Origin of the sequence: Pseudomonas sp. A1230 (assembly GCF_044218825.1) — a bacterium.
Classification (GTDB): Bacteria; Pseudomonadota; Gammaproteobacteria; order Pseudomonadales; family Pseudomonadaceae; genus Aquipseudomonas; species Aquipseudomonas iridis.
The window spans coordinates 1,115,790-1,139,165 of sequence record NZ_CP162582.1 but is presented as its reverse complement, the minus strand read 5'-3'; the positions used below and the strand labels follow the sequence as shown (position 1 = coordinate 1,139,165).

The 23,376-nt window shown below is 58.7% G+C and carries 21 protein-coding genes and 5 tRNA genes; 6 read left to right on the top strand and 20 right to left on the bottom strand.

From position 1 onward, the window contains the following. Nucleotides 1–172: 172 nt before the first annotated feature. The 11 genes from AB4P97_RS05210 to uvrB all read right to left on the bottom strand — a co-directional run bounded on the left by AB4P97_RS05210 (nt 173) and on the right by uvrB (nt 8,271). Complete coding sequence (locus AB4P97_RS05210) at nt 173–619, bottom strand: Hsp20 family protein (RefSeq protein WP_042558597.1); 447 nt, start codon at nt 617–619, stop codon at nt 173–175. Nucleotides 620–740: 121 nt separating this feature from the next. Further along, nucleotides 741–1,700, bottom strand: coding sequence for a tRNA-dihydrouridine synthase (locus tag AB4P97_RS05205; RefSeq protein ID WP_042558596.1), 960 nt, complete (start codon nt 1,698–1,700; stop codon nt 741–743). 79 nt (nt 1,701–1,779) lie between these two features. Then, nucleotides 1,780–2,223, bottom strand: coding sequence for a thioesterase family protein (locus tag AB4P97_RS05200; RefSeq protein WP_042558595.1), 444 nt, complete (start codon nt 2,221–2,223; stop codon nt 1,780–1,782). A gap of 47 nt (nt 2,224–2,270) precedes the next feature. Beyond that, on the bottom strand, nt 2,271–3,104 hold the full coding sequence (locus AB4P97_RS05195) for an alpha/beta fold hydrolase (RefSeq protein WP_210703912.1): 834 nt from the start codon (nt 3,102–3,104) through the stop codon (nt 2,271–2,273). Nucleotides 3,105–3,134: 30 nt separating this feature from the next. Continuing rightward, nucleotides 3,135–3,674, bottom strand: coding sequence for a TetR/AcrR family transcriptional regulator (locus AB4P97_RS05190; protein ID WP_042558593.1), 540 nt, complete (start codon nt 3,672–3,674; stop codon nt 3,135–3,137). 181 nt (nt 3,675–3,855) lie between these two features. Further along, nucleotides 3,856–3,931 (bottom strand) — tRNA-Glu (locus AB4P97_RS05185). An 81-nt stretch (nt 3,932–4,012) separates the two neighbouring features. After that, a tRNA-Ala gene (locus AB4P97_RS05180) sits at nt 4,013–4,088 on the bottom strand. Between the two features lie 53 nt (nt 4,089–4,141). Further along, a tRNA-Glu gene (locus AB4P97_RS05175) sits at nt 4,142–4,217 on the bottom strand. Nucleotides 4,218–4,296: 79 nt separating this feature from the next. Next, nucleotides 4,297–4,372 (bottom strand) — tRNA-Ala (locus AB4P97_RS05170). A gap of 249 nt (nt 4,373–4,621) precedes the next feature. Continuing rightward, complete coding sequence (gene gltX, locus AB4P97_RS05165) at nt 4,622–6,103, bottom strand: glutamate--tRNA ligase (protein ID WP_042558592.1); 1,482 nt, start codon at nt 6,101–6,103, stop codon at nt 4,622–4,624. 152 nt (nt 6,104–6,255) lie between these two features. Beyond that, a complete protein-coding gene (uvrB, locus tag AB4P97_RS05160) occupies nt 6,256–8,271 on the bottom strand; it encodes an excinuclease ABC subunit UvrB (RefSeq protein ID WP_042558591.1) in 2,016 nt (671 codons plus the stop codon). A 336-nt stretch (nt 8,272–8,607) separates the two neighbouring features. Between uvrB and AB4P97_RS05155 the strand changes: the two genes are divergently transcribed. Beyond that, nucleotides 8,608–9,804, top strand: coding sequence for an amino acid aminotransferase (locus AB4P97_RS05155; RefSeq protein ID WP_042558590.1), 1,197 nt, complete (start codon nt 8,608–8,610; stop codon nt 9,802–9,804). 221 nt (nt 9,805–10,025) lie between these two features. Next, complete coding sequence (locus AB4P97_RS05150; protein ID WP_042558589.1) at nt 10,026–10,226, top strand: hypothetical protein; 201 nt, start codon at nt 10,026–10,028, stop codon at nt 10,224–10,226. On the opposite strand, the gene AB4P97_RS05145 is transcribed toward AB4P97_RS05150, so the two are convergent. After that, a complete protein-coding gene (locus tag AB4P97_RS05145; protein WP_042558588.1) occupies nt 10,223–10,453 on the bottom strand; it encodes a hypothetical protein in 231 nt (76 codons plus the stop codon). The two genes, AB4P97_RS05150 and AB4P97_RS05145, sit on opposite strands and share 4 nt — an antisense overlap. A 219-nt stretch (nt 10,454–10,672) precedes the next feature. Here AB4P97_RS05145 and AB4P97_RS05140 point away from each other — a divergent pair. Beyond that, nucleotides 10,673–10,748: transfer RNA gene (locus AB4P97_RS05140), tRNA-Asn, on the top strand. Nucleotides 10,749–10,952: 204 nt separating this feature from the next. Here AB4P97_RS05140 and AB4P97_RS05135 read toward each other — a convergent pair. Next, on the bottom strand, nt 10,953–12,479 hold the full coding sequence (locus tag AB4P97_RS05135) for a nucleobase:cation symporter-2 family protein (RefSeq protein ID WP_042558587.1): 1,527 nt from the start codon (nt 12,477–12,479) through the stop codon (nt 10,953–10,955). 255 nt (nt 12,480–12,734) lie between these two features. Between AB4P97_RS05135 and AB4P97_RS05130 the strand changes: the two genes are divergently transcribed. Beyond that, nucleotides 12,735–13,019 carry a BrnT family toxin gene (locus tag AB4P97_RS05130; protein ID WP_047300442.1) on the top strand — a complete coding sequence of 95 codons (285 nt, stop codon included), beginning with the start codon at nt 12,735–12,737 and terminating at the stop codon, nt 13,017–13,019. A gap of 3 nt (nt 13,020–13,022) precedes the next feature. Further along, nucleotides 13,023–13,358 carry a BrnA antitoxin family protein gene (locus tag AB4P97_RS05125; protein WP_395602142.1) on the top strand — a complete coding sequence of 112 codons (336 nt, stop codon included), beginning with the start codon at nt 13,023–13,025 and terminating at the stop codon, nt 13,356–13,358. Nucleotides 13,359–13,361: 3 nt separating this feature from the next. On the opposite strand, the gene AB4P97_RS05120 is transcribed toward AB4P97_RS05125, so the two are convergent. The 4 genes from AB4P97_RS05120 to AB4P97_RS05105 form a co-directional block, all read right to left on the bottom strand. After that, complete coding sequence (locus tag AB4P97_RS05120) at nt 13,362–14,189, bottom strand: arylamine N-acetyltransferase (RefSeq protein ID WP_395602141.1); 828 nt, start codon at nt 14,187–14,189, stop codon at nt 13,362–13,364. A 100-nt stretch (nt 14,190–14,289) separates the two neighbouring features. Continuing rightward, nucleotides 14,290–15,084: an exodeoxyribonuclease III gene (xth, locus tag AB4P97_RS05115; RefSeq protein ID WP_047300440.1), complete on the bottom strand. Its 795-nt coding sequence runs from the start codon at nt 15,082–15,084 to the stop codon at nt 14,290–14,292. A gap of 105 nt (nt 15,085–15,189) precedes the next feature. Next, on the bottom strand, nt 15,190–16,632 hold the full coding sequence (locus AB4P97_RS05110; protein ID WP_261737083.1) for a mechanosensitive ion channel family protein: 1,443 nt from the start codon (nt 16,630–16,632) through the stop codon (nt 15,190–15,192). Between the two features lie 196 nt (nt 16,633–16,828). Then, nucleotides 16,829–17,695: a pirin family protein gene (locus AB4P97_RS05105; RefSeq protein ID WP_047300438.1), complete on the bottom strand. Its 867-nt coding sequence runs from the start codon at nt 17,693–17,695 to the stop codon at nt 16,829–16,831. Nucleotides 17,696–18,063: 368 nt separating this feature from the next. Here AB4P97_RS05105 and dkgB point away from each other — a divergent pair, with 368 nt between their 5' ends. Continuing rightward, a complete protein-coding gene (dkgB, locus tag AB4P97_RS05100) occupies nt 18,064–18,867 on the top strand; it encodes a 2,5-didehydrogluconate reductase DkgB (RefSeq protein WP_042558581.1) in 804 nt (267 codons plus the stop codon). A gap of 17 nt (nt 18,868–18,884) precedes the next feature. On the opposite strand, the gene AB4P97_RS05095 is transcribed toward dkgB, so the two are convergent. The 3 genes from AB4P97_RS05095 to AB4P97_RS05085 form a co-directional block, all read right to left on the bottom strand. Then, nucleotides 18,885–22,103, bottom strand: a complete 3,219-nt coding sequence (locus AB4P97_RS05095; protein WP_395602140.1) for a transporter substrate-binding domain-containing protein — start codon at nt 22,101–22,103, stop codon at nt 18,885–18,887. Between the two features lie 10 nt (nt 22,104–22,113). Then, complete coding sequence (locus AB4P97_RS05090; protein ID WP_042558579.1) at nt 22,114–22,740, bottom strand: response regulator transcription factor; 627 nt, start codon at nt 22,738–22,740, stop codon at nt 22,114–22,116. A 135-nt stretch (nt 22,741–22,875) separates the two neighbouring features. Beyond that, nucleotides 22,876–23,298: a chemotaxis protein CheY gene (locus AB4P97_RS05085; RefSeq protein ID WP_115147592.1), complete on the bottom strand. Its 423-nt coding sequence runs from the start codon at nt 23,296–23,298 to the stop codon at nt 22,876–22,878. Nucleotides 23,299–23,376 lie beyond the last annotated feature (78 nt).

Here is a 23,376-nt window from a genome sequence, read left to right as displayed (position 1 = left end):
CCAGGCCGACCGAGTGAGTAATAGGAGGTCGGCAAAACTGCGGCGGATTGTAGAGAAACCGCCGCCGGGCGGCAAAGCCGGTTTTCAGCGCGCACAAAAAAGGCCCCGACGTATCGGGGCCTTCGTTCAGCGGCTCATCGCTTGTTCAGACGATTGTGTGTCTTCGCGTGAATCAGTGCTGCAGAACCGGTTTTTGCGTCCCGTTGATCGGGATGCGTTTGGCCTTCGCCTCTTCCGGGATCACTCGCAACAGGTCGATGCTCAGCAGACCGTTGCTCAGATCGGCAGCCTTGATCTCGATGTGATCGGCCAGACGGAAGGACAGCTTGAAAGCACGCTGGGCGATGCCCTGGTGCAGGAAGGTCACGTCTTCGTTGGCGTCACGCTTGCCGCCACTGATGGTCAACACGCCCTTCTCGACTTGCAGCTCCAGGTCTTCTTCCTGGAAACCGGCGGCGGCTACGACGATGCGGTATTGATCGTCACCGTGTTTTTCCACGTTGTAGGGTGGATAGCTGCTGCCTGGTTCGTTGCGCAGGGCCGTTTCGAACAGGTCGTTGAAGCGGTCGAAACCTACCGAGGAACGGAACAGTGGCGCGAGGGAAAATGCAGTACTCATGGTTCAAATCTCCTGAAAACAATCAGCAAGGTTTTTTATCTCCGCGACCCGAATTCGGCATCGCGTAACCCTTAGATAGGGACCGCTGATTTGATTTCAAGAGAGTATTTGCAGATTTTTTTCAGGCCACTTCGGCGACCGGCAGACCAAGTAAACGCGAGACGTGATCCAGTTCCGTCTCACGGCGCAGCACGGTAAACAGCTCGGTGGCTTCAGGGTAATTGCGGGTCAACATGGCCAGCCACTGCTTCAAACGGCCCGGCGATTGACGTGCGGTCATCTGCGCTTTGGCTTGCAACCAGAAATCCTGGATCAGTGGCAGCAGCTCGGCCCAGGTCATCTCGACCACCTCCTCACCGGCGCGTGCAGCGGCGATTTGCCTGGCCAGATCCGGCCGAGAAACCAGACCACGGCCGAGCATGATGTCTTCCACGCCGCTGATTTCGCGGCAACGACGCCAGTCCTCGACGCTCCAGATATCGCCATTGGCGAACACCGGCACCTTGACCACTTCCTGCACACGCGGGATCCATTCCCAGTGCGCGGGCGGTTTGTAACCGTCCATTTTGGTCCGGGCGTGCACCACGATGTGCTCGGCGCCGCCTTCGGCCAGTGCCGTGGCACAGACGAGCGAGCCATCCGGGCTGTCGAAGCCCAGCCGCATCTTGGCCGTGACGGGAATGTGCGCAGGCACGGCGCGACGCACGTGCTCGACGATCTGGTTGAGCAGTTCGGGCTCTTTGAGCAGCACCGCACCGCCACGGGATTTATTGACTGTTTTGGCCGGGCAGCCGAAGTTGAGGTCGATCACTTCGGAGCCGAGTTCGCAGGCCAACGCAGCATTTTCCGCCAGACACACCGGGTCAGAACCCAACAGCTGCACACGCAACGGCACGCCGGACGCGGTGCGGGCACCGTTGAGCAGTTCCGGGCCGAACTTGTGGAAGTAGGCTGGGGTGAGCAACTGGTCATTGACGCGAATAAATTCGGTCACGCACCAGTCGATGCCGCCAACGCGGGTCAGCACGTCGCGAAGGATGTCGTCGACCAACCCCTCCATGGGCGCCAGAGCAATTTGCATGGGGAAAACACTACTTGAGGAAAAACGTGCGGCAGTTTACTGGATTGCGCAGGTTAAACCCACGACCACCTACAGGGATTCACGCTGATTCTGGGGTTTGGATGGCCGGGCCGTAGCCTTCGATGAACTCCGCCGGCATGCGCTTGGGCTTGCCGGTGGACAGTTCGATGCAGACGAACGTGGTCTGGGCGCGCAGCAGCGTCGCGTGGTCGCTTGGGCGGATCAGCTGGAAATGCCGGGTCATTTTCAGACGTTGATCCCAATCGACGATCCAGGTCGCCAATTGCAGCTCGTCGCCTTCATAGGCCGCCGCCAGGTAATCGATCTCGTGGCGCACCACGGCCATTGCGCGATCCAGCCGCCGGTACTCGACCAGATCCAGCCCCAGACGCTGCGAGTGGCGCCAGGCGCAACGTTCGAGCCAGGTCACGTACACCGCGTTGTTGGCGTGCCCCAGCCCGTCGATGTCCTCGGCGCCCACTTGCAGATCAATGGTAAACGGCGTCGCCCGATCCCAGCTCATGCCCCACTCCCGGTCAGATTATTCAACCGGGGCAGTGTAACGGATGCTCACGCCGATTGGCGCGCCTGAAGGCTGCGACCGGTCAGCAGTGATAACACGCCATCAATCACCCGAGGGTCGGCCAGCACGCGTTGATGACCACCGCTTTCGAGGCGCAACAAGCGGCTGTCGAACCAGGATTCGTGGATCAATTGCGATTCCTTGACCGAGACAAAATTGTCGTCCTCGGCATGCACGATCAGCCCTGGCATATCCAGTTGATAGTGCGCGACGTCGAGGGTGGCGGCGCGCATGCCGACATCTTGCTCGACCTGGCGAATGAATGCGGAACGCGCTCGGGGCGGCATCCCCACGTAGCGGGCAAATCCGCGCAGCACGCCAAGAATGCGGGCGGGAGCGGCAATGCTGACGAGGGTTTCGGTGCGCAGGCCCAATTGCACGGCGAGCATCGCACTGGCGCCGCCCATGGAGTGACCGATAACAGCCTGCAAGGGCGGCAGCTCGGCAGCAGCTTCAAGCATGGCGCGGGCAAACAACACAACGTTGGCCTCACGCCCCGGCGACCGACCATGGGCCGGGCCGTCGAGTGCAACCACCGTGTAACCGGCGTCGACCAGAGCGGTGATCAGCGCAGCAAATTGAGTGGGTCGCCCTTCCCAACCGTGCATCAGCAGCACCGTCGGACCGTGCCCCCAACGCAGCGCGGAGAGGCCGAAGCGCAAAGTGATCCGTTCTGAGCTGGCCAGCAGCGGCAACTCCCAATCGCGCAGTGGCAGCGCGCGCGGCGTCATGAACGCCAGGCGCATTTTGCTCGCCACCCGTTGCGGTGCAATCCAGCCCAAGGTGCCATTTACGCCACGAACCCACTTCAACGTGTTCATCGCTCTCTCCTCAGGCGTGCTGCCTTCAGGTCAACGCACCGCCGACTTGGCGGCGCGCAGCAATCGATCGGATAAGTCTCCCGGGCCGAGCGCTCTTGCGAGTGCCAGACCACCCACCATCAAGGCCACGTCGGCCAAGGCTTTGTCGGTGTCCTCAGGGCTGGACGCCAACTGCGCAATCATTAATTCCAGGTGCTCGTTCAGCGCGGTGCGGAACGACTCCGGCAAACGACCCAGTTCGCCAATGGAGGCAGGAATCGGACAGGCCGATTCGCTGGAATCGCGGTGCTTGCGCGACAGGTAGAACGCAGCGACCAGCGCGCGGCGCTCTTCGCCAGTCAATTCGGTGTCCATGTCGGCAATCAGGTCGCGACGCCGGCCCAGCAACTGCTTGAACGCTTCGAGCATCATCGCGTCCTTGCTTTCGAAGTGCGCATAGAAGCCACCGACCGTCAGGCCGGCTGCGCCCATCACTTCGCCCACGCTTGGGTCTGCCGGGCCGCGCTGGATCAGTGCGGCGCTGGCAGCCTTGAGGATGCGTTCGCGGGTTTGAGCTTTTTTATCGTTCATCGTCGCCTCCGAATATTACGACTAGAATATTATTCTCATAATAATATTCTGCAAGTCAAGGATATGACCGCTGGTCTGAAGCACAGTGTAAGGAAAAAGGAGAGTTGGCCAAACGCCAGACAAACAAAAGGGCCATTCAATAATTGAATGACCCTTATAAATCCCGCAGAGCGGGTAATCGTGGCGTCCCCTAGGGGACTCGAACCCCTGTTACCGCCGTGAAAGGGCGGTGTCCTAGGCCACTAGACGAAGGGGACACAAACCCTTCTATACAACTGATCAGTGCTGAGAGCTGATCGATTCAAGGCCGGTGTGGCCAGACCTTGAACTTGTAAAATTGGTGGAGCTTAGCGGGATCGAACCGCTGACCTCCTGCATGCCATGCAGGCGCTCTCCCAGCTGAGCTAAAGCCCCGGATTTTTCGCCTCGCGGCGGAGTGACATCTTGCAACATCACTTCTGTAAAACTGGCGTCCCCTAGGGGACTCGAACCCCTGTTACCGCCGTGAAAGGGCGGTGTCCTAGGCCACTAGACGAAGGGGACGCAAACCCTTCTATACAACTGATCAACGCTGAGTGTTGATCGCTTCAAGGCCGGTGTGGCCAGACCTTGAAGTGTAAATTGGTGGAGCTAAGCGGGATCGAACCGCTGACCTCCTGCATGCCATGCAGGCGCTCTCCCAGCTGAGCTATAGCCCCTCATCGTTGATGTCATCGCTGAGGACGGGGCGAATCTTAATGGCGCTTCGGAGGGCTGTCAAACTTATTTTTAAAAAAAATCAAAGTTTTTTGCCGACATAACAATCACTTACCGCCCTCCCCCCGTAAATTCGGGAGGTTTACAACCTGCGCAGAAGGGTAGGAGCTGCCGAAGGCTGCGATCTTTTGATCCTGTTTTTAAAAACCAACGTCAAAAGATCGCAGCGTGCCGCCGCGCCAACAGGGGAATCAGGCGATGGCGCCCAGCAGTTTTTCCCACTCTTTGTTTTCTTTCTTCGACACGCCGCCCAGCAGGTCGATCGCCTGACGCAGACGGAAGCGGGTCAGGTCCGGCCCGAGGATTTCCATCGCATCGAGCACCGACACCGAACTCGCCTGCCCGGTGATTGCCGCGAACATCAACGGCATCGCATCACGCAGTTTCAGCTCCAGCGACTCAACCACCGCCTGAATCGTCGCAGTGATGCTGTCCTTTTCCCACTGACGCAGGCTTTCCAGCTTCCACAGAATCAACTGCATCAACTGCCGAACCTGATCACCCGAGAGCTTTTTCGATTCAAACAGCTTGGCATCCGGATTAACGCCGCCGGCAAAGAAGAACCCGGCCAACGGTGCGACTTGGCTGAAGGTTTCAACACGACCCTGCACGTGCGGCGCGATCTTCATCATGTATTCCGGGTTCAGCGCCCAGGTCTGCAAACGGCTGGCGAACTCTTCGACCGGCAGATCACGCAGCCACTGGCCGTTGAGCCACGACAGTTTCTCGATGTCGAAGATCGGTCCGCCGAGGGACACACGCTTGAGGTCGAAGTTGTCGACCATTTCCTGAAGCGAGAACTTCTCGCGCTCGTCCGGCATCGACCAGCCCATGCGGCCCAGGTAGTTGAGCATCGCTTCCGGCATGAAGCCCATGCGCTCGTAGAACGTCACCGAGGTCGGGTTCTTGCGCTTGGACAGCTTGCTCTTGTCCGGGTTACGCAGCAGCGGCATGTAGCACAGCTCTGGTTGTTCCCAGCCGAAGTACTCGTAAAGCAGGATCAGTTTTGGCGCCGACGGCAGCCATTCTTCGCCGCGCAGTACGTGGGTGATGCCCATCAAGTGATCGTCGACCACGTTGGCGAGGAAGTACGTCGGCAGGCCGTCGGTCTTCATCAGCACTTGCATGTCCATGCGGTCCCACGGGATCTCGACATCACCACGCAGCATATCCGGCACCACACAGACGCCTTCGCTCGGCACTTTCATGCGGATCACGTGAGGTTCGCCAGCGGCCAGGCGAGAAGCGACTTCTTCTTTGGACAGCAGCAGCGCGCGGCCGTCGTAACGTGGAGTTTCGCCACGCGCCTGTTGCTCGGCGCGCATCTGGTCCAGCTCTTCTGCCGTACAGAAGCACGGGAACGCGTGACCCAGCTCAACCAGTTGCTGGCAATATTTCTGGTAGATATCGCCGCGCTCGCTCTGGCGATACGGGCCGTGCGGGCCGCCGACGTCCGGGCCTTCGCTCCACTCGATGCCGAGCCAGCGCAGGGCGTCGAAGATCTGCTGTTCGGACTCGCGGGTCGAACGCAACTGATCGGTGTCTTCGATCCGCAGGATGAACTCACCGCCATGCTGCTTGGCAAAGCAGTAGTTGAACAATGCGATGTAAGCGGTACCTACATGGGGATCCCCGGTAGGCGATGGCGCGATGCGAGTGCGGACGGTGGTCATGGCATGTCTCGAAAAGAATGAAAAGCAAAGATCAATAAGCGGCGAATGGTAACAGGCGACACCCGCCCCGCTCCAGCGGGCAGGGTATTTAAGCCAGGTTTGTGTCCGTCAGGTCCGTTGGCCGCGATGAGGGCGGATAGCTCACCGCACAATTACACAGCCAAAAGACGCTCGCGCAGCTTGGCAATTTCATCACGCATCTGCGCCGCCGCTTCAAACTCCAGGTCCCGAGCAAGCTGATACATCTTCTCTTCCAGCGCCCGAATCCGCTTGGTGATCTCGCTTGGCGAGCGCAATTCGGCCTCGTACTTGGCGTTTTCTTCGGCGGCCTTGGCCATGCCCTTGCGCTTCTTGCTGCGCGAGCCAGGCACCGTGGCGCCTTCCATGATGTCGGCAACGTCCTTGAACACACCCTTAGGCGTGATGCCATTGGCCAGGTTGAAAGCGATCTGCTTCTCGCGACGGCGTTCGGTTTCGCCAATCGCGCGTTCCATCGAACCGGTAATGCGATCGGCGTAGAGAATCGCCCGGCCATTGAGATTACGCGCCGCACGGCCGATGGTCTGGATGAGCGAGCGCTCGGAGCGCAGGAAGCCTTCCTTGTCCGCATCGAGGATCGCTACCAGCGACACCTCCGGCATGTCCAGGCCTTCACGCAACAGGTTGATCCCGACCAGTACATCAAAGGTGCCGAGGCGCAGGTCACGGATGATTTCAACCCGCTCGACTGTGTCGATATCCGAGTGCAGATAACGCACACGCACGCCGTGGTCGGCGAGGTAATCGGTCAAATCCTCCGACATGCGCTTGGTCAGCGTGGTGACCAACACGCGCTCTTCCAGCGCCACACGCTTGGTGATTTCCGAGAGCAGATCATCAACCTGAGTCAACGCCGGACGGATTTCGATTTGCGGGTCCACCAGACCGGTCGGACGCACCAGTTGCTCGACAACGCGACCGGCGTGCTCCGCCTCGTAATTGCCCGGCGTGGCCGAGACAAAAATCGTTTGCGGGCTGATGCCTTCGAATTCGTCGAAACGCATAGGCCGGTTGTCCAGCGCCGATGGCAGACGAAAACCGTACTCCACCAGGGTTTCTTTACGCGAGCGGTCACCTTTATACATCGCGCCGACCTGCGGCACGCTGACGTGGGATTCGTCGATCACCAGCAAGGCGTCGGCCGGCAGGTAGTCGAACAAGGTCGGCGGCGCCTGACCGGAGTCGCGACCCGAGAGGTAACGCGAGTAGTTTTCGATACCGTTGCAGTAGCCCAACTCGAGAATCATCTCCAGATCGAAACGAGTGCGCTGCTCCAGACGCTGGGCTTCCACCAGCTTGTTGTTGCTGCGCAGGTATTCGAGACGCTCCTGCAACTCGACCTTGATGCCCTCGATGGCGCCAAGAAGGGTTTCGCGCGGCGTCACGTAGTGGCTTTTCGGGTAAAACGTGAAGCGCGGCATCTTGCGGATGACTTCGCCGGTCAGCGGATCGAACGCGGAAATACTCTCGACCTCGTCATCGAACAGCTCGATGCGGATGGCTTCCAGATCCGATTCCGCCGGGTAGATGTCGATCACATCGCCGCGTACGCGAAAGGTCGCGCGGGCAAAATCCATGTCATTGCGGGTGTATTGCAGATCGGCCAGACGCCGCAGCAGCGCACGCTGATCAAGTTTGTCGCCGCGATCGACGTGCAACACCATCTTCAAATAGGTTTCCGGGCTACCCAGACCATAGATGCAAGACACCGTGGTAACGATGATCGAGTCCTTGCGCTCCAGCAGCGCTTTGGTCGCGGAAAGGCGCATCTGTTCAATGTGGTCGTTGATCGACGCATCCTTCTCGATGAAGGTGTCGGACGACGGCACATACGCTTCGGGTTGGTAGTAGTCGTAGTAGGAAACAAAGTACTCGACCGAGTTGTTCGGGAAAAACGCCTTGAACTCGCCGTACAGCTGCGCGGCCAGGGTCTTGTTCGGCGCCAGCACCAGAGTCGGGCGCTGAATTTGCGCGATGACATTGGCGATGCTGAAGGTCTTGCCCGAGCCGGTCACACCGAGCAGCGTCTGGTGCGCCAACCCGGCCTCGATGCCCTCAACCAACTGGCGGATGGCTTCCGGCTGATCGCCGGCGGGCTCAAAGCGGGTGACTAGCTGGAATTCGGACATACACACCTCTGGGATCGCGGGGTTCCGAGTAAAGCGGAACACCACGGGGACGACCGCAAACGACCGATGTCGCGCAAGAAAAATCTGGATTGTGCTGAATGTGGTGGCGATTGCCTTGGCTTTCAAGGCAAACGTCCTACATCCGGTAAAAACTCTGACACGTTCAATCGACTAACGGTCAAGAAATAATCGGAAAAACTTACCCTAAAAGCCGAATCGCCTGTCGCCATCGCTCGGTGATGGCCTCTATACTAGCTCCCCGTTTGTGCACCGCTCTAGTGCATCCGGCTGGAGCGCGACACGTCCCTCCACTCTCCATTCAGAGCCGCCGCAAAAATGAGCCTGTTCTCCGCTGTCGAAATGGCACCCCGCGATCCAATCCTGGGCCTCAACGAAGCATTCAACGCCGATACCCGGACCACGAAGGTCAACCTGGGCGTAGGTGTTTACTGCAACGAAGAGGGGCGAATTCCACTTCTGCGCGCCGTTATCGAAGCCGAAACGATCCGCGTCGCTCAACACGCTTCGCGCGGTTACCTGCCGATCGATGGTATCGCTGCCTACGACCAGGCCGTGCAAAAGCTGCTGTTCGGTAATGATTCGCCGCTGATCAGCGCCGGTCGCGTCATCACCACTCAGGCCGTCGGCGGGACCGGCGCACTGAAAATCGGTGCCGACTTCCTCAAGCAACTGCTGCCGAACGCGGTTGTGGCGATCAGCGACCCGAGCTGGGAAAACCACCGTGCGCTGTTCGAAACCGCCGGTTTCCCGGTGCAGAACTACCGTTACTACGATGCTGCCACCCACGACGTGAACCGTACTGGCATGCTCGAGGACCTCAACGCCCTGCCAAACGGCTCGATCGTTATCCTGCACGCCTGCTGCCACAACCCGACCGGTGTCGACCTGACCCCGGCGGACTGGAACAACGTGCTGGAAGTGGTCAAAGCCAAAGGTCACGTGCCGTTCCTCGACATGGCTTATCAGGGCTTCGGTGACGGCATCGACGAAGACGCCGCGGCTGTGCGCCTGTTCGCAGAATCGGGCCTGACCTTCTTCGTTTCGAGTTCGTTCTCCAAGTCGTTCTCGCTGTATGGCGAGCGCGTGGGTGCACTGTCGATCATCAGCGAGTCGAAAGAAGAAAGCGCGCGCGTGCTGTCGCAAGTCAAACGCGTGATCCGCACCAACTACTCCAACCCGCCGACCCACGGTGCAAGCATCGTCGCCGCCGTGTTGAACAGCCCGGAACTGCGCGCGCAGTGGGAAGCCGAACTGGCGGAAATGCGCCTGCGTATTCGCGGCATGCGCGAGCAAATGGTCAGCCTGCTGGCAGAAAAAGCACCGCAGCGCGACTTCAGCTTCGTCGGCCGTCAGCGTGGCATGTTCTCCTACTCCGGCCTGACCACTGAACAGGTTCATCGCCTGCGCAACGAGTTCGGCATCTACGCCCTGGACACCGGCCGCATCTGCGTGGCGGCTCTGAACCAGAGCAACATCAAGGCTGTAACCGATGCGATTGTTCAGGTCATCTGATTTCGCATTGTTATGAAAAACGGGAAGCCTTCTGGCTTCCCGTTTTTATTTGTCCCGGCAAACAGTCCACACCCTCTAAACTGCACACAGATTTAACTGTGGGAGCGAGCCTGCTCGCGAAAGCGCTGTGTCATTCAACTTATTGTCGACTGACACAAAGCCTTCGAGCAGGCTCGCTCCCACAGGGTATGAGTCAACCCGAGAATTCTGCGAGAGCCAACATGAAAAACGACAACCTGCGCGCCGACCGTGACGAAATGGATGATTTCATCCCGCGCGCCCCGGCCAAACGCGAAAAAAGTCTGGTGCTGCAAGTGGCGGCCGGGGTGTTTCTCGGCGGCCTGGTCTTGTGGCTGGTGCAACTGGCGACCACCGCGGCTTACGCCAAGTTGATGATGGGCACCATCACCTTCGGCAGTTAAGCCAGTTCGCTCGCACGCTGGCTGGCCGCATCGTCATAGACAACGTACAGCGATTCGGCAATCTGGCTTTTGATGGCCTTGGCAGTTTCCAGGCCGAGGACAAAACCCTCAGCCTTGCCGCCAGCGCGGTTCAATTCTTCAGCGGTGCTGGCCTGAGTGATTGCATCGAAGAGTTTTTCGGCGTGCGGGCCGACGCCTTTTGGCAGGCTGATTTGAGCGGTGGTCATGCGAGCACCTCGATGTACAGTGATGTGTGATTCATGGCGCGTACCTTTTCGGCGAATGGCCGGCAGCGCGTGTGACCACTTCCGGGCGGCCATGGTAGACCCCTGAGGCGATTCTGGTAACCGCCAATTGCCGGTAAACCACCGTCCGTCCTGACGAATTGCAAAATTCAACAACAGACGCTTGACTTCTCTTTTTGAATCAGTAACATACGCACCAATTCCGCAATAGCTCAGTTGGTAGAGCAAGTGACTGTTAATCACTGGGTCCCTGGTTCGAGTCCAGGTTGTGGAGCCAAATAGCAAAGCCCCTGAATCGAAAGGTTCAGGGGCTTTTTTGTGGGCGCTCGGAAAGATCAAAAGATCGCAGCCTGCGGCAGCTCCTACAGTTTGAATGCATTCCCCCTGATGGAGTTGCCGAAAGCTGCGATCTTTTGATCTCCACGAAAACGAAAAGGCCGATCTGTCTTCCGACAGATCGGCCTTTTTATTCGATCAGCGATCAAACATGCTCGCTGCTTTTCATCTGCACCTTCGGTGCACCGTGACCATGGTCGTGATCCGTGTCCACTTCGATCACCGGCACTTCCTTGCCATCGCAGTCATGCAGTTTGCCGTCGCTGAAGTAGTCACCCTCACGCAGCGCCGCCAGATCGCGATAGCGCAGAGTTCGCTCCTCCGCCACCGCAAACACCGACTGCTGGTCAGAGTTGCCGGTAGTGAAGTGGTTGAACGCCAGGTTAAGCAGGATCGCCATGATCGCCGACGAGCTGATGCCCGAGTGGAAAATGGTCGCGAACCAGCTGGGGAATTGATCGTAGAAGCTCGGCGCAGCAATCGGGATCATGCCGAAACCAATCGAGGTCGCAACGATGATCAGATTGACGTTGTTACGGTAGTCAACCTTCGACAACGTACGGATACCACTCGCGGCCACGGTGCCAAACAACACAATACCTGCGCCGCCGAGTACCGAGGTCGGCACTGCCGCGATCACTCGGCCCATGAATGGCAGCAGGCCGAGGACCACCAGAAACAGACCACCGGTGGCGACCACAAAGCGACTCTTGATCCCGGTCACCGCCACCAGCCCGACGTTCTGGGCGAAAGCGCTCTGGGTGAACGAGCCGAAGATCGGCGCAAACATGCTCGACAGCATGTCCGCGCGCAGTCCATTGCCCAGACGTTTGGAATCGACCTTGGTGCCGATGATTTCACCCACCGCGAGAATGTCCGCCGAGGTTTCCACAAGCGTCACCATGACCACGATGCACATCGACAGAATCGCTGCGAAGTGGAAAGTCGGCATGCCGAAATGGAACGGCGTCGGGAAGCCGAACATCGGGCCGGTGGTGACGCCAGAGAAGTCGGCCATGCCAAGGAACACGGCCAGCACCGTGCCGATCACCATAGCCAACAGGATCGACAAGCGCGAGATGGTCGAGCTGCCGACCTTGCTCAGCAGTAACACCAGCACCAGCGTGACCGCCGCCAGACCAATGTTCTGCATGCTGCCGAAGTCCGGCGCCTGGCTATTGCCGCCCATGGCCCAGCGCGCGGCCACCGGCATCAGCGTGAGGCCGATGGTGGTGATCACAATGCCGGTCACCAGCGGCGGGAAGAACTTGGTAATGCGCGAGAACACCGGGGTAATCAACAGACCGATCAGCGACGCGGCAATCACCGCGCCAAGCACCGACTGGAAGCCACCCTCCCCGCCGCTGCTGACGATCGCGACCATGGTCGCAACGCCGGAAAACGACACACCCTGTACCAGCGGCAACTGACAGCCGAAAAACGGTAGACCCAGGGTTTGCAGCAGTGTCGCCAGCCCCCCCGCAAACAATGAAGCAGCAATCAACAAACCAATGTCTGCGGGCGACAGCCCGGCCGCCTGACCGATGATCAGTGGCACCGCGACGATACCGCCATACATGGTCAGAACATGTTGCAGGCCGTAAGCCATATTCGCGCCGACCCCGAGGTTTTCGTCCTCGGGCCGTTGGTGTGAAACATGGGGCGTTTTCATGGTGGGGGGGTTCCCTGGTTTTTGTTATGCGCACACTGTATTCAATACTCGTGACAAATGTCCATAGAGTTGTATACAACTTATCAGTCAGATAATGGATAGGTAGCCACCCAAGCTTCTATCCCGCAGCTTCCATCCCCCACAAATCCGGCAACACATCCCCTCCTGCCCCTGCTCTATCTACCACTAGGCTGAAGTGTCCATGGCGACCGACGGTGCGGTCGCGCCCTTTTTTATACATATAAAGTATGCATAATGAAGTCATTCGACATTCAGTACGACAAAAGCAAGAACGCAGCCAATAAACTCAAGCACAGGGGTGTCAGCCTTGCAGAGACTGAAGCGGTTTTTCACGATGAACGCGCACTGACCATTGAGGACAACGACCATGACGAACAACGCTGGATCACCCTCGGCCTCGATGCCAGGGGACGTTTATTGGTCGTTGCGTACAGTTACCGCGAAGCGAATGTCGTACGCGTTATTTCTGCACGTTTCGCCACCCCGAGCGAACGTTGCGAGTATTTTCTGGAGGCTTGACCGATGAAAGATGAATATGACTTCTCTCAGGGCAAACGTGGCGCAGCGGTGTCCACCAAGGGCAAAACCCGCATCACCATCATGCTCGACGATGCCGTTATCGACGCCGCGCGCACGGTGGCGGAAAACGAGGGGTTTGGTTATCAGACAGTGATCAACAACACCCTGCGCCATGCGCTGCTCGATAGCGCTGGTGATAAGGGCCAAGCCGAAGACTCGGCCCATTCCGGGCAGTTCAAGAAAGGCATCACGGCCGCCGACCTCAAGAGCCTTGAGAAGAAACTGTCGGCAGCGGTAGGGGAAATTCGCCGGGTATTGGAGCCGGATGCGAAGCCATAGGCCTCAGCCCGGGACAATCAACCGCGCCAAGGTGTCGCGCACATGCGGCCGCTCAGGCAAATGTAGATCGAACTCCTGCAGCAGCAACTCAATCAGTTCATCGACGTCGATGACATCACGCCGCTCGCTCTCGGCACCGATGCGGTGGATCGCGAAACTGCCATTGTTCAATGTGCGCCGCCAGCCATCGCCAGTACGCGCAACCATCAGGCGATTGGCAAACGGTGATTGCGGATGCGTCGAGACGTACCAGTTGCCGATGGTGAAATCGATGTCTTCCTGGCGTTGCAGATCGAACAGGTACATCGGCCGCCATTCGCCCCCGACATTGGCGCGCAGCATGTAGCCATCGGGTTGTTTTTCGATCCGATAAGGTTCGTGCGGTGTGGCTTGCTCGGCCTCGGTATCCAGCATCAGCGGTGCGGTCGGCACCATGCCGCCGAAGCCGACATCGGTGACGTAGCGCACGCCGTCGAGGGTGACCAGACTCAAGCGGTGGGTGCGCGCGGTCCAGGTGCCTTCGGGCTGATTCATGACCACTCGCCCGCTGATGGCACGAACGTCGAAGCCCAATTCAAGCAACAGGGCAAAAAACAGATGATTGAGTTCATAGCAGTAACCGCCGCGACCACCGTGCAAGACCTTCTGCTCAATCGAGGCAAGATCGATCAATACCGGGGCGCCGGTGACCGTTGCGAGATTTTCAAAGGTGAACGCGCCGGTATGGCGCCATTGCAACTCGCGGAGGGTTTCCAGGGTCGGCGGCGGTGGCGCCTCGAAACCCAGGCGTTGCAGGTATTGTTTCAAATTCGTCAGACGTGGCTCACTCATTGCTCAGTCCTTATGCATGGGGCCGCAAGTCACTGCGTTGATGGTCGCCAGGTATACGGTATGGGGCGTTGAATTCGACAATTGATTTCACCAATCGCCTCTAGCGTTTTTTCCGTGATCCGATGCGAATCCATGTCGGTGCATGGTCGCTGGCGTGCGGTTCATTGCGCACCCAGGCATCTACGCCGGCCTCGTGCAGGTAAGGGCTCAGCGCCGGATTGAGTAACAGATGATCGATGCGCAGGCCGGAGTTGCTTTGCCAGTGCTGGCGGAAGTAATCCCAGAAGGTATAGAGCCGCTCTTCGGGATACAGATGCCGCAGCGAATCGGTCCAGCCCTGATCCAGCAATCGCTGATAACACTCGCGGCTTTCGGGTTGCAGCAACGCATCCTTCAGCCATGACCGAGTGTTGTAGATGTCCATGTCGGTGGGCACGACGTTGTAGTCGCCGGCCAGCACCACGGGGTGATCACTGCTTTGCAGGTCTTTCGCATAGGCGATCAGCCGTTCGAACCATGCCAGTTTGTAATCGAATTTCGGCCCCGGCTGCGGGTTGCCGTTGGGCAGGTACAGGCAACCGACCAACACGCCGTGCACCGCCGCTTCCAGATAACGGCTGTGCTTGTCCTCGGGATCACCGGGCAAGCCGCGCCGACTCTCCAGTGGTTGCGCATCGCGGGCGAGGATCGCCACACCGTTCCATGCCGCCTGACCGTGCCAGATCGCGCCGTAACCGGCCGCTTCCAGTTCGGTGGCGGGGAACGCGCTGTCGAGCGATTTGAGTTCTTGCAGACAAACGATGTCCGGCTGCTCGCGCTTGAGCCACTCCAGCAGATTGGGCAGCCGCGCGCGCAGGCCGTTGACGTTGAAGGTGGCGATCCGCAGGTTTTTCATCGTCCGGGGCTCGTGTCAGAGGTTGTGAAAAATCTGACCTGATCGCCCCCGCACTGGTTGCATTGAATCGTTCCGCGACGGCGTGCGACAACAGCGCTCAAAGGCTCAGGCGCGACTGCGCAGCCACTGCAAAAAGCCTTTCTTTGGCACCACCACCGGCGCTTCCTCGGTCAGCGATTGCGCCTTGTGCAGACGGTAATCAAACAGCGCCGTCATTGCATCGTTGATGTCGTGCCGCGCATCGAGACACGGCTTGAGATAGGACTTCTCGATGCGATACAGGGCGCAAAAGGTTTTTGCCGTGAAATCCGCCGGCAACGACGTATCGGCGAGAATTCCGGCCTCGCCGATCACTTCCCCCGGGCCCATGCGCCCGGACTCGAACGGTGTGCCGTTACGTTTCAATGTCACCGAGACCACCCCCGACTCGACAATGAACAAGTGATCGCTGACCTCCCCGCCCGCCAGAATCACCTCACCGGCGCGGAAAGTTTGCAGGACCATGTTCTGGCTGAAGGTGTCCTTTTCTTCCTGGCGCAACGTCGAAAAGATCGGTGAGCTGTCGAGCAACGCACGCGGTCGCGACGAATGGGTCGGTGCGTCACCTTCATTGCTCGACAGCAGATTGACCCCGGATGCCTGCAAGTGCCGATACGCCAGATCAAACAGCTGATTGCGTACCAACCGCTTCTCGCTCATCGAGGCAACGAAACCGCTGATCTCGTATTCGGCGCCACTGCTGCCAGAGCTTTTCAACGCCACGCTCGGTGCGGGCGTGTCGAGCAGTTGCCGACAGCCCTGCATCGCCCGCTCCAGCGCGTCGATCACCGAATGGGGCCGCGCATTGGGGCTGACCTGCACGCTGACCGATACGCCGAACATATTGCTCGGCCGACTGAAGTTGATGATCTTGGCCTTGGCCGCCAACGAATTGGGAATCACCGCCATGCTGCCCTGACTGGTTTGCAGACGCGTGGCACGCCAGTCGATATCAGTGACGCGGCCTTCGGTGCCGTCGATGGAAATCCAGTCATCCAGCTGATACGGCTTGGTGGTGTTGAGGACAATGCCGGAAAACACGTCGCTCAGTGTGCTCTGCAAGGCCAGACCGACGATGATCGCCAGTGCGCCGGACGTCGCCAGCACTCCTTTGACCGGCAGATCCAGCACGTACGCCAATGCCGCGATGATTGCGATCAGGAAAATCACCGCGCCGAGCAAATCCTGGAGCAGCCGCCCGGTGTGCCCGACCCGCTGCATCATGACCGCACCGATCAACACCGTTAGCGTGCGCGCGCCGAATAACCACCAGCCGATCTGCAACCCGGTCGCCGCCAGGTGCAGAGGAACGTTGTCGGCCCATGGCGCAGGCTCCATCGGATTGAGCCCTTCGTTGAACAGCAAAAGGCTGAACACCGCGAAAATCAGCACCCGCACCAGCAGTTTCCATTCACTGCCATGGGAGCTGATCAGACGCCAGAGTCCGAGATCGAGCAGGATCAGGATAAACGCGCAAAACAACGGATGTTCAGTCAGCAGAGACAGCATCAAACAACTCCGACGAAGGCTAATCGCGCGAAGATCGCACAGATTGGGGACAGTGTAGGAGTAATTGATTCCAACCCTCGCAAAAACAAAAAACCCTGTAGGAGCTGCCGCAGGCTGCGATCTTTTGGTCTTTAAAAACCAGATCAAAAGATCGCAGCCTGCGGCAGCTCCTACAGGGGGTGTGGTGTGGCTGGAATTACCCGTGCATTCGGCCAAAACGCCCGGACTGGAAGTCGGCGAAGGCCTGGTGGATTTCCTGCTCGGTGTTCATCACGAACGGGCCGTGACCGACGATCGGTTCGTCGATCGGCTCGCCGCTCAGCAGCAACACCACGGCGTCGGTTGCAGCTTTGAGAGCCAGTTGACGGCCGTCGCGCTCGAACAACACCAGTTGCCCCTGCTCCGCCGATTCTTGTTCATTGATCTGCACCGAACCTTTCAACACCACCAGCGCAGTATTGCGTCCTTCGTGCAGATCCAGCGCCAGCAACTTGCCAGCGTTCAGGCGCAGATCCCAGACATCAATTGGCGTGAAGGTGCGCGACGGACCTGTATGGCCGTCGAACTCACCGGCGATCAAACGCAGGCTGCCGGCATTGTCCTTGAGCGCAATGCGCGGGATGTCACGATCGAGAATTGTCTGGTAACCCGGCGCGGCCATCTTGTCCTTGGCGGGCAGATTGACCCACAGCTGAACCATTTCCAGCTTGCCACCGGTTTTGGCGAAGTTTTCCGAGTGGAACTCTTCGTGGAGTATTCCGGAAGCGGCTGTCATCCATTGCACGTCGCCCGGGCCGATGGTGCCACCGCTGCCCGTGGAGTCGCGATGCTGCACCTCACCATCGTAAACAATCGTCACGGTTTCAAAACCACGATGCGGATGCTGACCCACGCCGCGCTGCTCGGTGGTCGGCGTAAATTCGGCAGGTCCCGCGTGATCGAGCAGCAGGAAGGGGCTGATGTGTTGGCCGAGGTTGTCGTAGGAAAACAGTGTGCGAACCGGAAAACCATCGCCGACCCAATGGCCGCGAGGGCTGGTGTAAATACCGATGATGTTTTTCATGATTGGCTCCAAAGGTGTGGATGACGCAATGGATTAAGCTTAATTGCATGACGATGATTGCACTAGACGGCAAAAATCAGCTTCAGCGTTCTATCTGGAGGACAGTGAACTTCGGCAGCCTCAAGACCGAGTCGCGGCAATCGCAGGCAAGCCAGCTCCCACAGGTTTTCGGGATGTAAATACAATTCAACACCAACACAATTCCCTGTGGGAGCGATCTTGCTCGCGAAGAGGCCAGGCCAGACATCACAAGTCTCGGAATTGATTCATGATTTCTGATCAACAATGCTTTGCGCTACCAACGGTTTTTCCCACGAAAGCAAACGCGGATACTCCCGGCCATTCCCACTGCAACCCCTGGAGTCTTCATGTCTGTTCCCGCTTTCGGCCTTGGTACGTTCCGCCTGCAAGGCCAGGTGGTCATCGATTCAGTGAGCACCGCCCTCGAACTCGGCTATCGGGTCATCGACACTGCACAGATCTATGAGAACGAAGCCGACGTCGGCCAGGCCATCGCCGCTAGCGGCATTCCGCGTGAAGAGCTGTTTATCACCAGCAAGATCTGGGTTGCCAACTTCGCCAAAGAGCGCCTGATCGACAGCCTCAAAGAGAGCCTGCAAAAACTGCAGACCGACTACCTCGACCTGACGTTGATCCACTGGCCATCGCCGGACGATCAAGTGCCCGTCGAAGAGTTCATGACGGCCTTGCTGGAAGCCAAGCGTTTGGGCCTGACCCGGCAGATCGGTATTTCCAACTTCACCATCGACCTGATGAAACAGGCGATTGCTGCCGTCGGTGCCGACAACATCGCGACCCATCAGATCGAGCTGCATCCGTACCTGCAAAACCGCAAAGTAGCCGGGTTCGCCCAGAGTCAGGGCATCCACATCACCTCATACATGACCCTCGCCTATGGCGAAGTGCTGAAAGACCCTCTGATCCAGCAGATCGCCGAACGCCTGCACGCCACCCCGGCGCAAGTCACTCTGGCCTGGGCCATGCAGTCGGGTTATGCGGTGATTCCGTCATCGACCAAACGCGCCAACCTGCAAAGCAATCTCGGCGCCACGACCCTGACGTTGAGCGATGCCGACATGGCGCAAATCGCCACACTGGATCGCGGCCATCGCCTTACCAGCCCGAAAGGCATTGCGCCTGACTGGGATTAATCAGCGCGATTGAATGCTCAGCCCTGAAGACGCTGCGCGAGACCATTCATGGCCTCGCGCAGCGTATGGATCGCCATGACCACGGTATCGGCTTCGGCCTCGATACACGCCTGTTCAAGACCCGCGCAAGCTGCCACCACACGCGCTGCGCCCACCATCTGCGCGCCGCCCTTGATGTGATGGGCCAGTTCGCGCAACCCGTCGCTGTCATGCTCGTGGTTCAACTCGTCGAGGCGTTGCAGATCGTGATGCAGGCTGCGCAAAACTTCTTCACGCAGGTGATCAATCATCGAGTGATCATCGCCGGCCATCTGCTCCAGCGCGCTCAGGTCGATTTCTGTCAGGGCCATGTCTTCGACCGGTTCGACACCACTGTCGCAATGGCTGGCCCCCGTCAACGCCTGCTGCAAATCGTGCAAGCGAATCGGTTTGAACAGGCATTCGTCCATGCCGGCATCGAGGCAACGAACCGTCTCCTCGACCTGAGCATTGGCGGTGAACCCGATCAACAGACAAGGCGCGCGGCCGCTCGCGGCTTCTTCGTCACGGATGGCCCGCGCCAGTTCATAGCCGTTGCGCCGCGGCATGTTGCAGTCGGTGATGACCACGTCGAAGGGCTGTGTCCGCCAACGTTCCAGTCCTTCATGGCCATCTTCGGCGGCAATCGTTCGATGGCCCAGCTCACTCAACTGCCAGCACAGCAACAAACGGTTCACCGGATGATCATCCACCACCAGAACGCTCAGTGGGCACACAGGCATATCCTGCGTCAGCGGTGTTGCCGGGGCATGCGCGATACCGGCCAGCAGCGGCAGTTCGAGGTTGACCTGCACTTGCGTACCGCGACCCGGCTCGCTGTCGAGGTGCAACCAGCCGCCCATCATTTCGCAGAGGCTGCGACTGATCACCAAGCCCAATCCGGAACCACCGCGCGCCGATTGAGCGTTATTGCTCGCCTGTACGAAAGGGCTGAACAACCGTTGCCGATCCTGCGCACTAATGCCAATCCCGCTGTCTTTGATGACCACTTTCACGGCCAGTCGCTCAGCCGACACCGCTGTCACTTTCAGCCACAGGCTCACCTCGCCGTCTTCAGTGAACTTGATCGCGTTGCTGAGCAAGTTCGACAACACTTGTTTGAAGCGCGTCGGGTCAATCAATACATCGACGTCACTGTGCTCACCCAACTCGACGTGCCACAACAGGCACTTCTGTCGCGCCAGTCCTTCAAACACCCGGCACACCGACACCACCAGTTCCCGCAGGTTGGCCCGCTCGGGAGCCAGGGACAAATGCCCGGTTTCAATACGCGCGATGTCGAGGATGTCGCCGATCAGTGCCAGCAACTGTTGCCCGGCATTGGATGCCACCTGAATGGCCAGGCGATCGGTCACGCCCTCATCGGCACGTTTGAGCGCCAGCTCGAGCATCCCGATCAATGCATTCATTGGCGTACGAATTTCATGGCTCATAGTCGCCAGAAACGTGGTTTTGGCCCGATTGGCGTCGTCCGCGGCGTCCTTGGCCTGCTGCAATTGTTGTAACCACTGCTGACGCTGACGGATCTGTCTGCGCTGCAAACCGATCCAGATCAGCGCCGCCAACAGCAGGCTCGCCGCCCCTGCAAAACCCAGCAGAATCTCGCGGCGATGTCGTAGCCAATAGCTCTCTTCCACCACCACATCATGACTCCAGCGTGCAACCAGTTCGTCCATCTGTTGCGGAGCGATGCTCAGCAATGCCTTGTTCAGGATCGAGTGAAGCATCGAAGATTGTGGCGCGGTGGCCAGGGCAATACGGGCCGGTTGATCGCCAATGGTGCTGGCAATACGCAGACGCTCGCGATGCTGACGGGCAATCACAAATCGCGCCACCAGCAACGAACTGACGGTGGCGTCTGCCTGCCCCCTGGCAATCAACGCTATGCCTTCGGCGGGGCTTTTGACTTCGACAAAACGTAATGCCGAGACCCGTTCCTGCAAATAGCCGCGCAACGGGTGGCCGCGATAAATCGCCAGCCGTTTACCCACCAACTCATCGAGGTTGCGCGGGCTTGCCTCGGTTGTCGCACTGACCAGCACAAACGGATTGCTCATGTAGGCCCGAGTGAATCGCAGTTCGTTTTCACGCTCGCTGCTGGGCGTCACCACGGGTAGCACGTCAAGCTCACCGACCTGCAGTTGCTCGATCTGTCGATCCAGCGACTGCCCGCGCACGACCTCGAAATTCAGCCCGCTGCGCTGACTGATCAGGCTCAACAGTTGCGCCGCCAGCCCACTGAAACGCCCATCTGCGTCAAAAAAACTCAGCGGGGCAAAATCTTCGACACCGCCTACCCGCACCACCGGATGTTGATCCAGCCACTGCTGCTCTGCGGCACTGAGCTGCACCCGTGTTTGTTCAGCCATCTCGGCAAGACCGACGCTCCAGCGCTGTTCGATACGTTGCCGATGCTCCATGGGAATCGCCGCCAACGCGTTGTCGACGAGACGTTTGAGGCGCACATCGCTGCGCATCAGCGCAAAGCCGAACGGGTTGGCATCAAGTCCCGCGGGCCCTGCCAATTGCAGGTCATTTCGATAATTGGTGTTGATCAAGTAACTGGCACTGATGAAATCGCCCAGATAAACATCATCCGCACCGAACGCCACGGCTCCCAGTGCATCCATTGCCGAGGCGTAAAGTTGCACGCTCGCTTCAGGGTAGAACGCCTGCACCGTCGCCAGCTGCATGTAATCCTCGACCATGGCGACACGCTTGCCCGAGAGATCCATCGGCATGGATTCTTCGAGCCGGGTAACCAGCATTGGCTGATCTTCAGCATAGGGTCGGGACAGAACGATCGCAGGGTCGGCGATCTCAAAACTGTTGGATGTCCCCAATACATCGAGATCGCCACGTTTGAGTGCCGCCATCACCGCATCCCGGTTGGCAAAACGCCGGACTTCGACTCTGAGGCCCAGCAGTTGCGCCAGCAGGTCGGCGTAATCGGCTGTGAGCCCTTCCAGTTCATGCTGATTGCGGGTGATCTCGAACGGTGGGTAATCGCGACCTGAAATGCCCATCCGCAACACCGGATGCTGACGCAACCATTGGCGGTCTTGTTCGTCCAGACGGATCTGGACATTATCCAGCCCGGAGCGAGTCAGCACCTCGAGAACCTGCGGCGCTTCACTCGCCCAGCAAGAGGTAACAAGGCTAAGCCACAGCCAAAAGGCACGCCCTCCCTGGCTCATGTCCGGCTACTCAGATCAAATGATTGCGCTTGGCGAAATCGCGCAAGTGCACCGCTGTACCCATCCCGAGCTTCTTCATCAGTCGGGTTTTATATGTACTGACCGTTTTATGGCTGAGGTGCATGTCCTCGGCAATTGTCTTGTTGGGCTTGCCCTGCGCCAGTTGCACGAAAATGCTCAACTCTCGATCGGAGAGCTGATCGATCATCTGTTTTTCCGTGGTTTGCACTGCATTCAACACGCTGAAGTTGTCCGGCATCGCGGAAAAATAGGTGTAGCCCGCCATCACTGCCTGAATGGCTTTGTGCAGCTGTTGCAGTTGATTGGTCTTGGTGACGTAAGCCATCGCCCCAGCGCGCAGACACCGCTCCTGGAAAAACAAGGCTTCGTGAGTACTGAACACCAGAAGTTTGCACTTAAGGTCGTTGGCCTTGATTCGAGCCATGACGTCCAGCCCGTCGAGTGCTGGCAGACCCAAGTCAAGCACGACCAACCGGGGCTGGTGCTCGCGGATCATTTGCAGCACCTCGTTGCCACTGGACGCCTCGTGAATCTCCTTGAAACCCTCGGATTGCAGCACGATTCGGATGGCGGCGCGCACCACTGGGTGGTCGTCGACGATCAGCGCTGACTTCATTTCCACTCCCACTAAAAAATCTGGCAATAAGATCACCGGGATCGGCTGATCCAGACTCAATGGCTGCGCAGCGACTGTTGCACGCAATGGAATGGAAATCACCTGTCAGATCTGACAGTTGCGGCGCGAGTATTTTTATGCATAGGCCCGACGCTGCTCAACCACGGCCTGTTTCCACTGGGGTGCGTCGACCAACGCCATCAAGTGCCTGATTGCCTGTTCATTGGGCAGCGCCGCATGACTGATCTGCACGTTCTCCTGCGCGAAACCTGATTTCACCTGCAACGGCGCCGAAGGTTCGTTGTAAATCAGCGCATGCCGCACCTGGGGGTTGTCGAGAAAAAACCCCAGCAGATCCAGCGACCCCATCGCCAGTTCAGCGTTGATAACCACCACGTCGAACGGTTCGCAGCCGTAGTCCACCAGCGTCAACAGCTCGGCGATACTCTGCACCGGGGCAACGCGGTAGTAGTTGAGGCCGTTGAACAGACGCTCGACTTTCATCCGGTGAAAATGCTGCGGATCGGCGATAAGGATACGCAGGGCTTTATTGATCATGGTCAATCTCCCGGTGATCAGGTTTTTCAGTGCGGCAAGACTACGCAACCTCAACGGCAGGTTCTGTAGGACATTTCC

Excerpts from the sequence above, each read along its gene's own strand:
- AB4P97_RS05190 (WP_042558593.1), bottom strand. The coding sequence starts at position 3,674 with ATGAACGATAAAAAAGCTCAAACCCGCGAACGCATCCTCAAGGCTGCC.
- xth (WP_047300440.1), bottom strand. The coding sequence starts at position 15,084 with ATGAAAAACCTGCGGATCGCCACCTTCAACGTCAACGGCCTGCGCGCG.
- AB4P97_RS05200 (WP_042558595.1), bottom strand. The coding sequence starts at position 2,223 with ATGAGCTGGGATCGGGCGACGCCGTTTACCATTGATCTGCAAGTGGGC.
- AB4P97_RS05205 (WP_042558596.1), bottom strand. The coding sequence starts at position 1,700 with ATGCAAATTGCTCTGGCGCCCATGGAGGGGTTGGTCGACGACATCCTT.
- AB4P97_RS05125 (WP_395602142.1), top strand. The coding sequence starts at position 13,023 with ATGAAAGATGAATATGACTTCTCTCAGGGCAAACGTGGCGCAGCGGTG.
- AB4P97_RS05150 (WP_042558589.1), top strand. The coding sequence starts at position 10,026 with ATGAAAAACGACAACCTGCGCGCCGACCGTGACGAAATGGATGATTTC.
- AB4P97_RS05090 (WP_042558579.1), bottom strand. The coding sequence starts at position 22,740 with ATGAAGTCAGCGCTGATCGTCGACGACCACCCAGTGGTGCGCGCCGCC.
- dkgB (WP_042558581.1), top strand. The coding sequence starts at position 18,064 with ATGTCTGTTCCCGCTTTCGGCCTTGGTACGTTCCGCCTGCAAGGCCAG.
- AB4P97_RS05105 (WP_047300438.1), bottom strand. The coding sequence starts at position 17,695 with ATGAAAAACATCATCGGTATTTACACCAGCCCTCGCGGCCATTGGGTC.
- AB4P97_RS05210 (WP_042558597.1), bottom strand. The coding sequence starts at position 619 with ATGAGTACTGCATTTTCCCTCGCGCCACTGTTCCGTTCCTCGGTAGGT.
- AB4P97_RS05085 (WP_115147592.1), bottom strand. The coding sequence starts at position 23,298 with ATGATCAATAAAGCCCTGCGTATCCTTATCGCCGATCCGCAGCATTTT.
- AB4P97_RS05110 (WP_261737083.1), bottom strand. The coding sequence starts at position 16,632 with ATGCTGTCTCTGCTGACTGAACATCCGTTGTTTTGCGCGTTTATCCTG.
- gltX (WP_042558592.1), bottom strand. The coding sequence starts at position 6,103 with ATGACCACCGTCCGCACTCGCATCGCGCCATCGCCTACCGGGGATCCC.
- AB4P97_RS05145 (WP_042558588.1), bottom strand. The coding sequence starts at position 10,453 with ATGACCACCGCTCAAATCAGCCTGCCAAAAGGCGTCGGCCCGCACGCC.
- AB4P97_RS05095 (WP_395602140.1), bottom strand. The coding sequence starts at position 22,103 with ATGAGCCAGGGAGGGCGTGCCTTTTGGCTGTGGCTTAGCCTTGTTACC.
- AB4P97_RS05120 (WP_395602141.1), bottom strand. The coding sequence starts at position 14,189 with ATGAGTGAGCCACGTCTGACGAATTTGAAACAATACCTGCAACGCCTG.
- AB4P97_RS05135 (WP_042558587.1), bottom strand. The coding sequence starts at position 12,479 with ATGAAAACGCCCCATGTTTCACACCAACGGCCCGAGGACGAAAACCTC.
- AB4P97_RS05195 (WP_210703912.1), bottom strand. The coding sequence starts at position 3,104 with ATGAACACGTTGAAGTGGGTTCGTGGCGTAAATGGCACCTTGGGCTGG.
- uvrB (WP_042558591.1), bottom strand. The coding sequence starts at position 8,271 with ATGTCCGAATTCCAGCTAGTCACCCGCTTTGAGCCCGCCGGCGATCAG.
- AB4P97_RS05155 (WP_042558590.1), top strand. The coding sequence starts at position 8,608 with ATGAGCCTGTTCTCCGCTGTCGAAATGGCACCCCGCGATCCAATCCTG.
- AB4P97_RS05130 (WP_047300442.1), top strand. The coding sequence starts at position 12,735 with ATGAAGTCATTCGACATTCAGTACGACAAAAGCAAGAACGCAGCCAAT.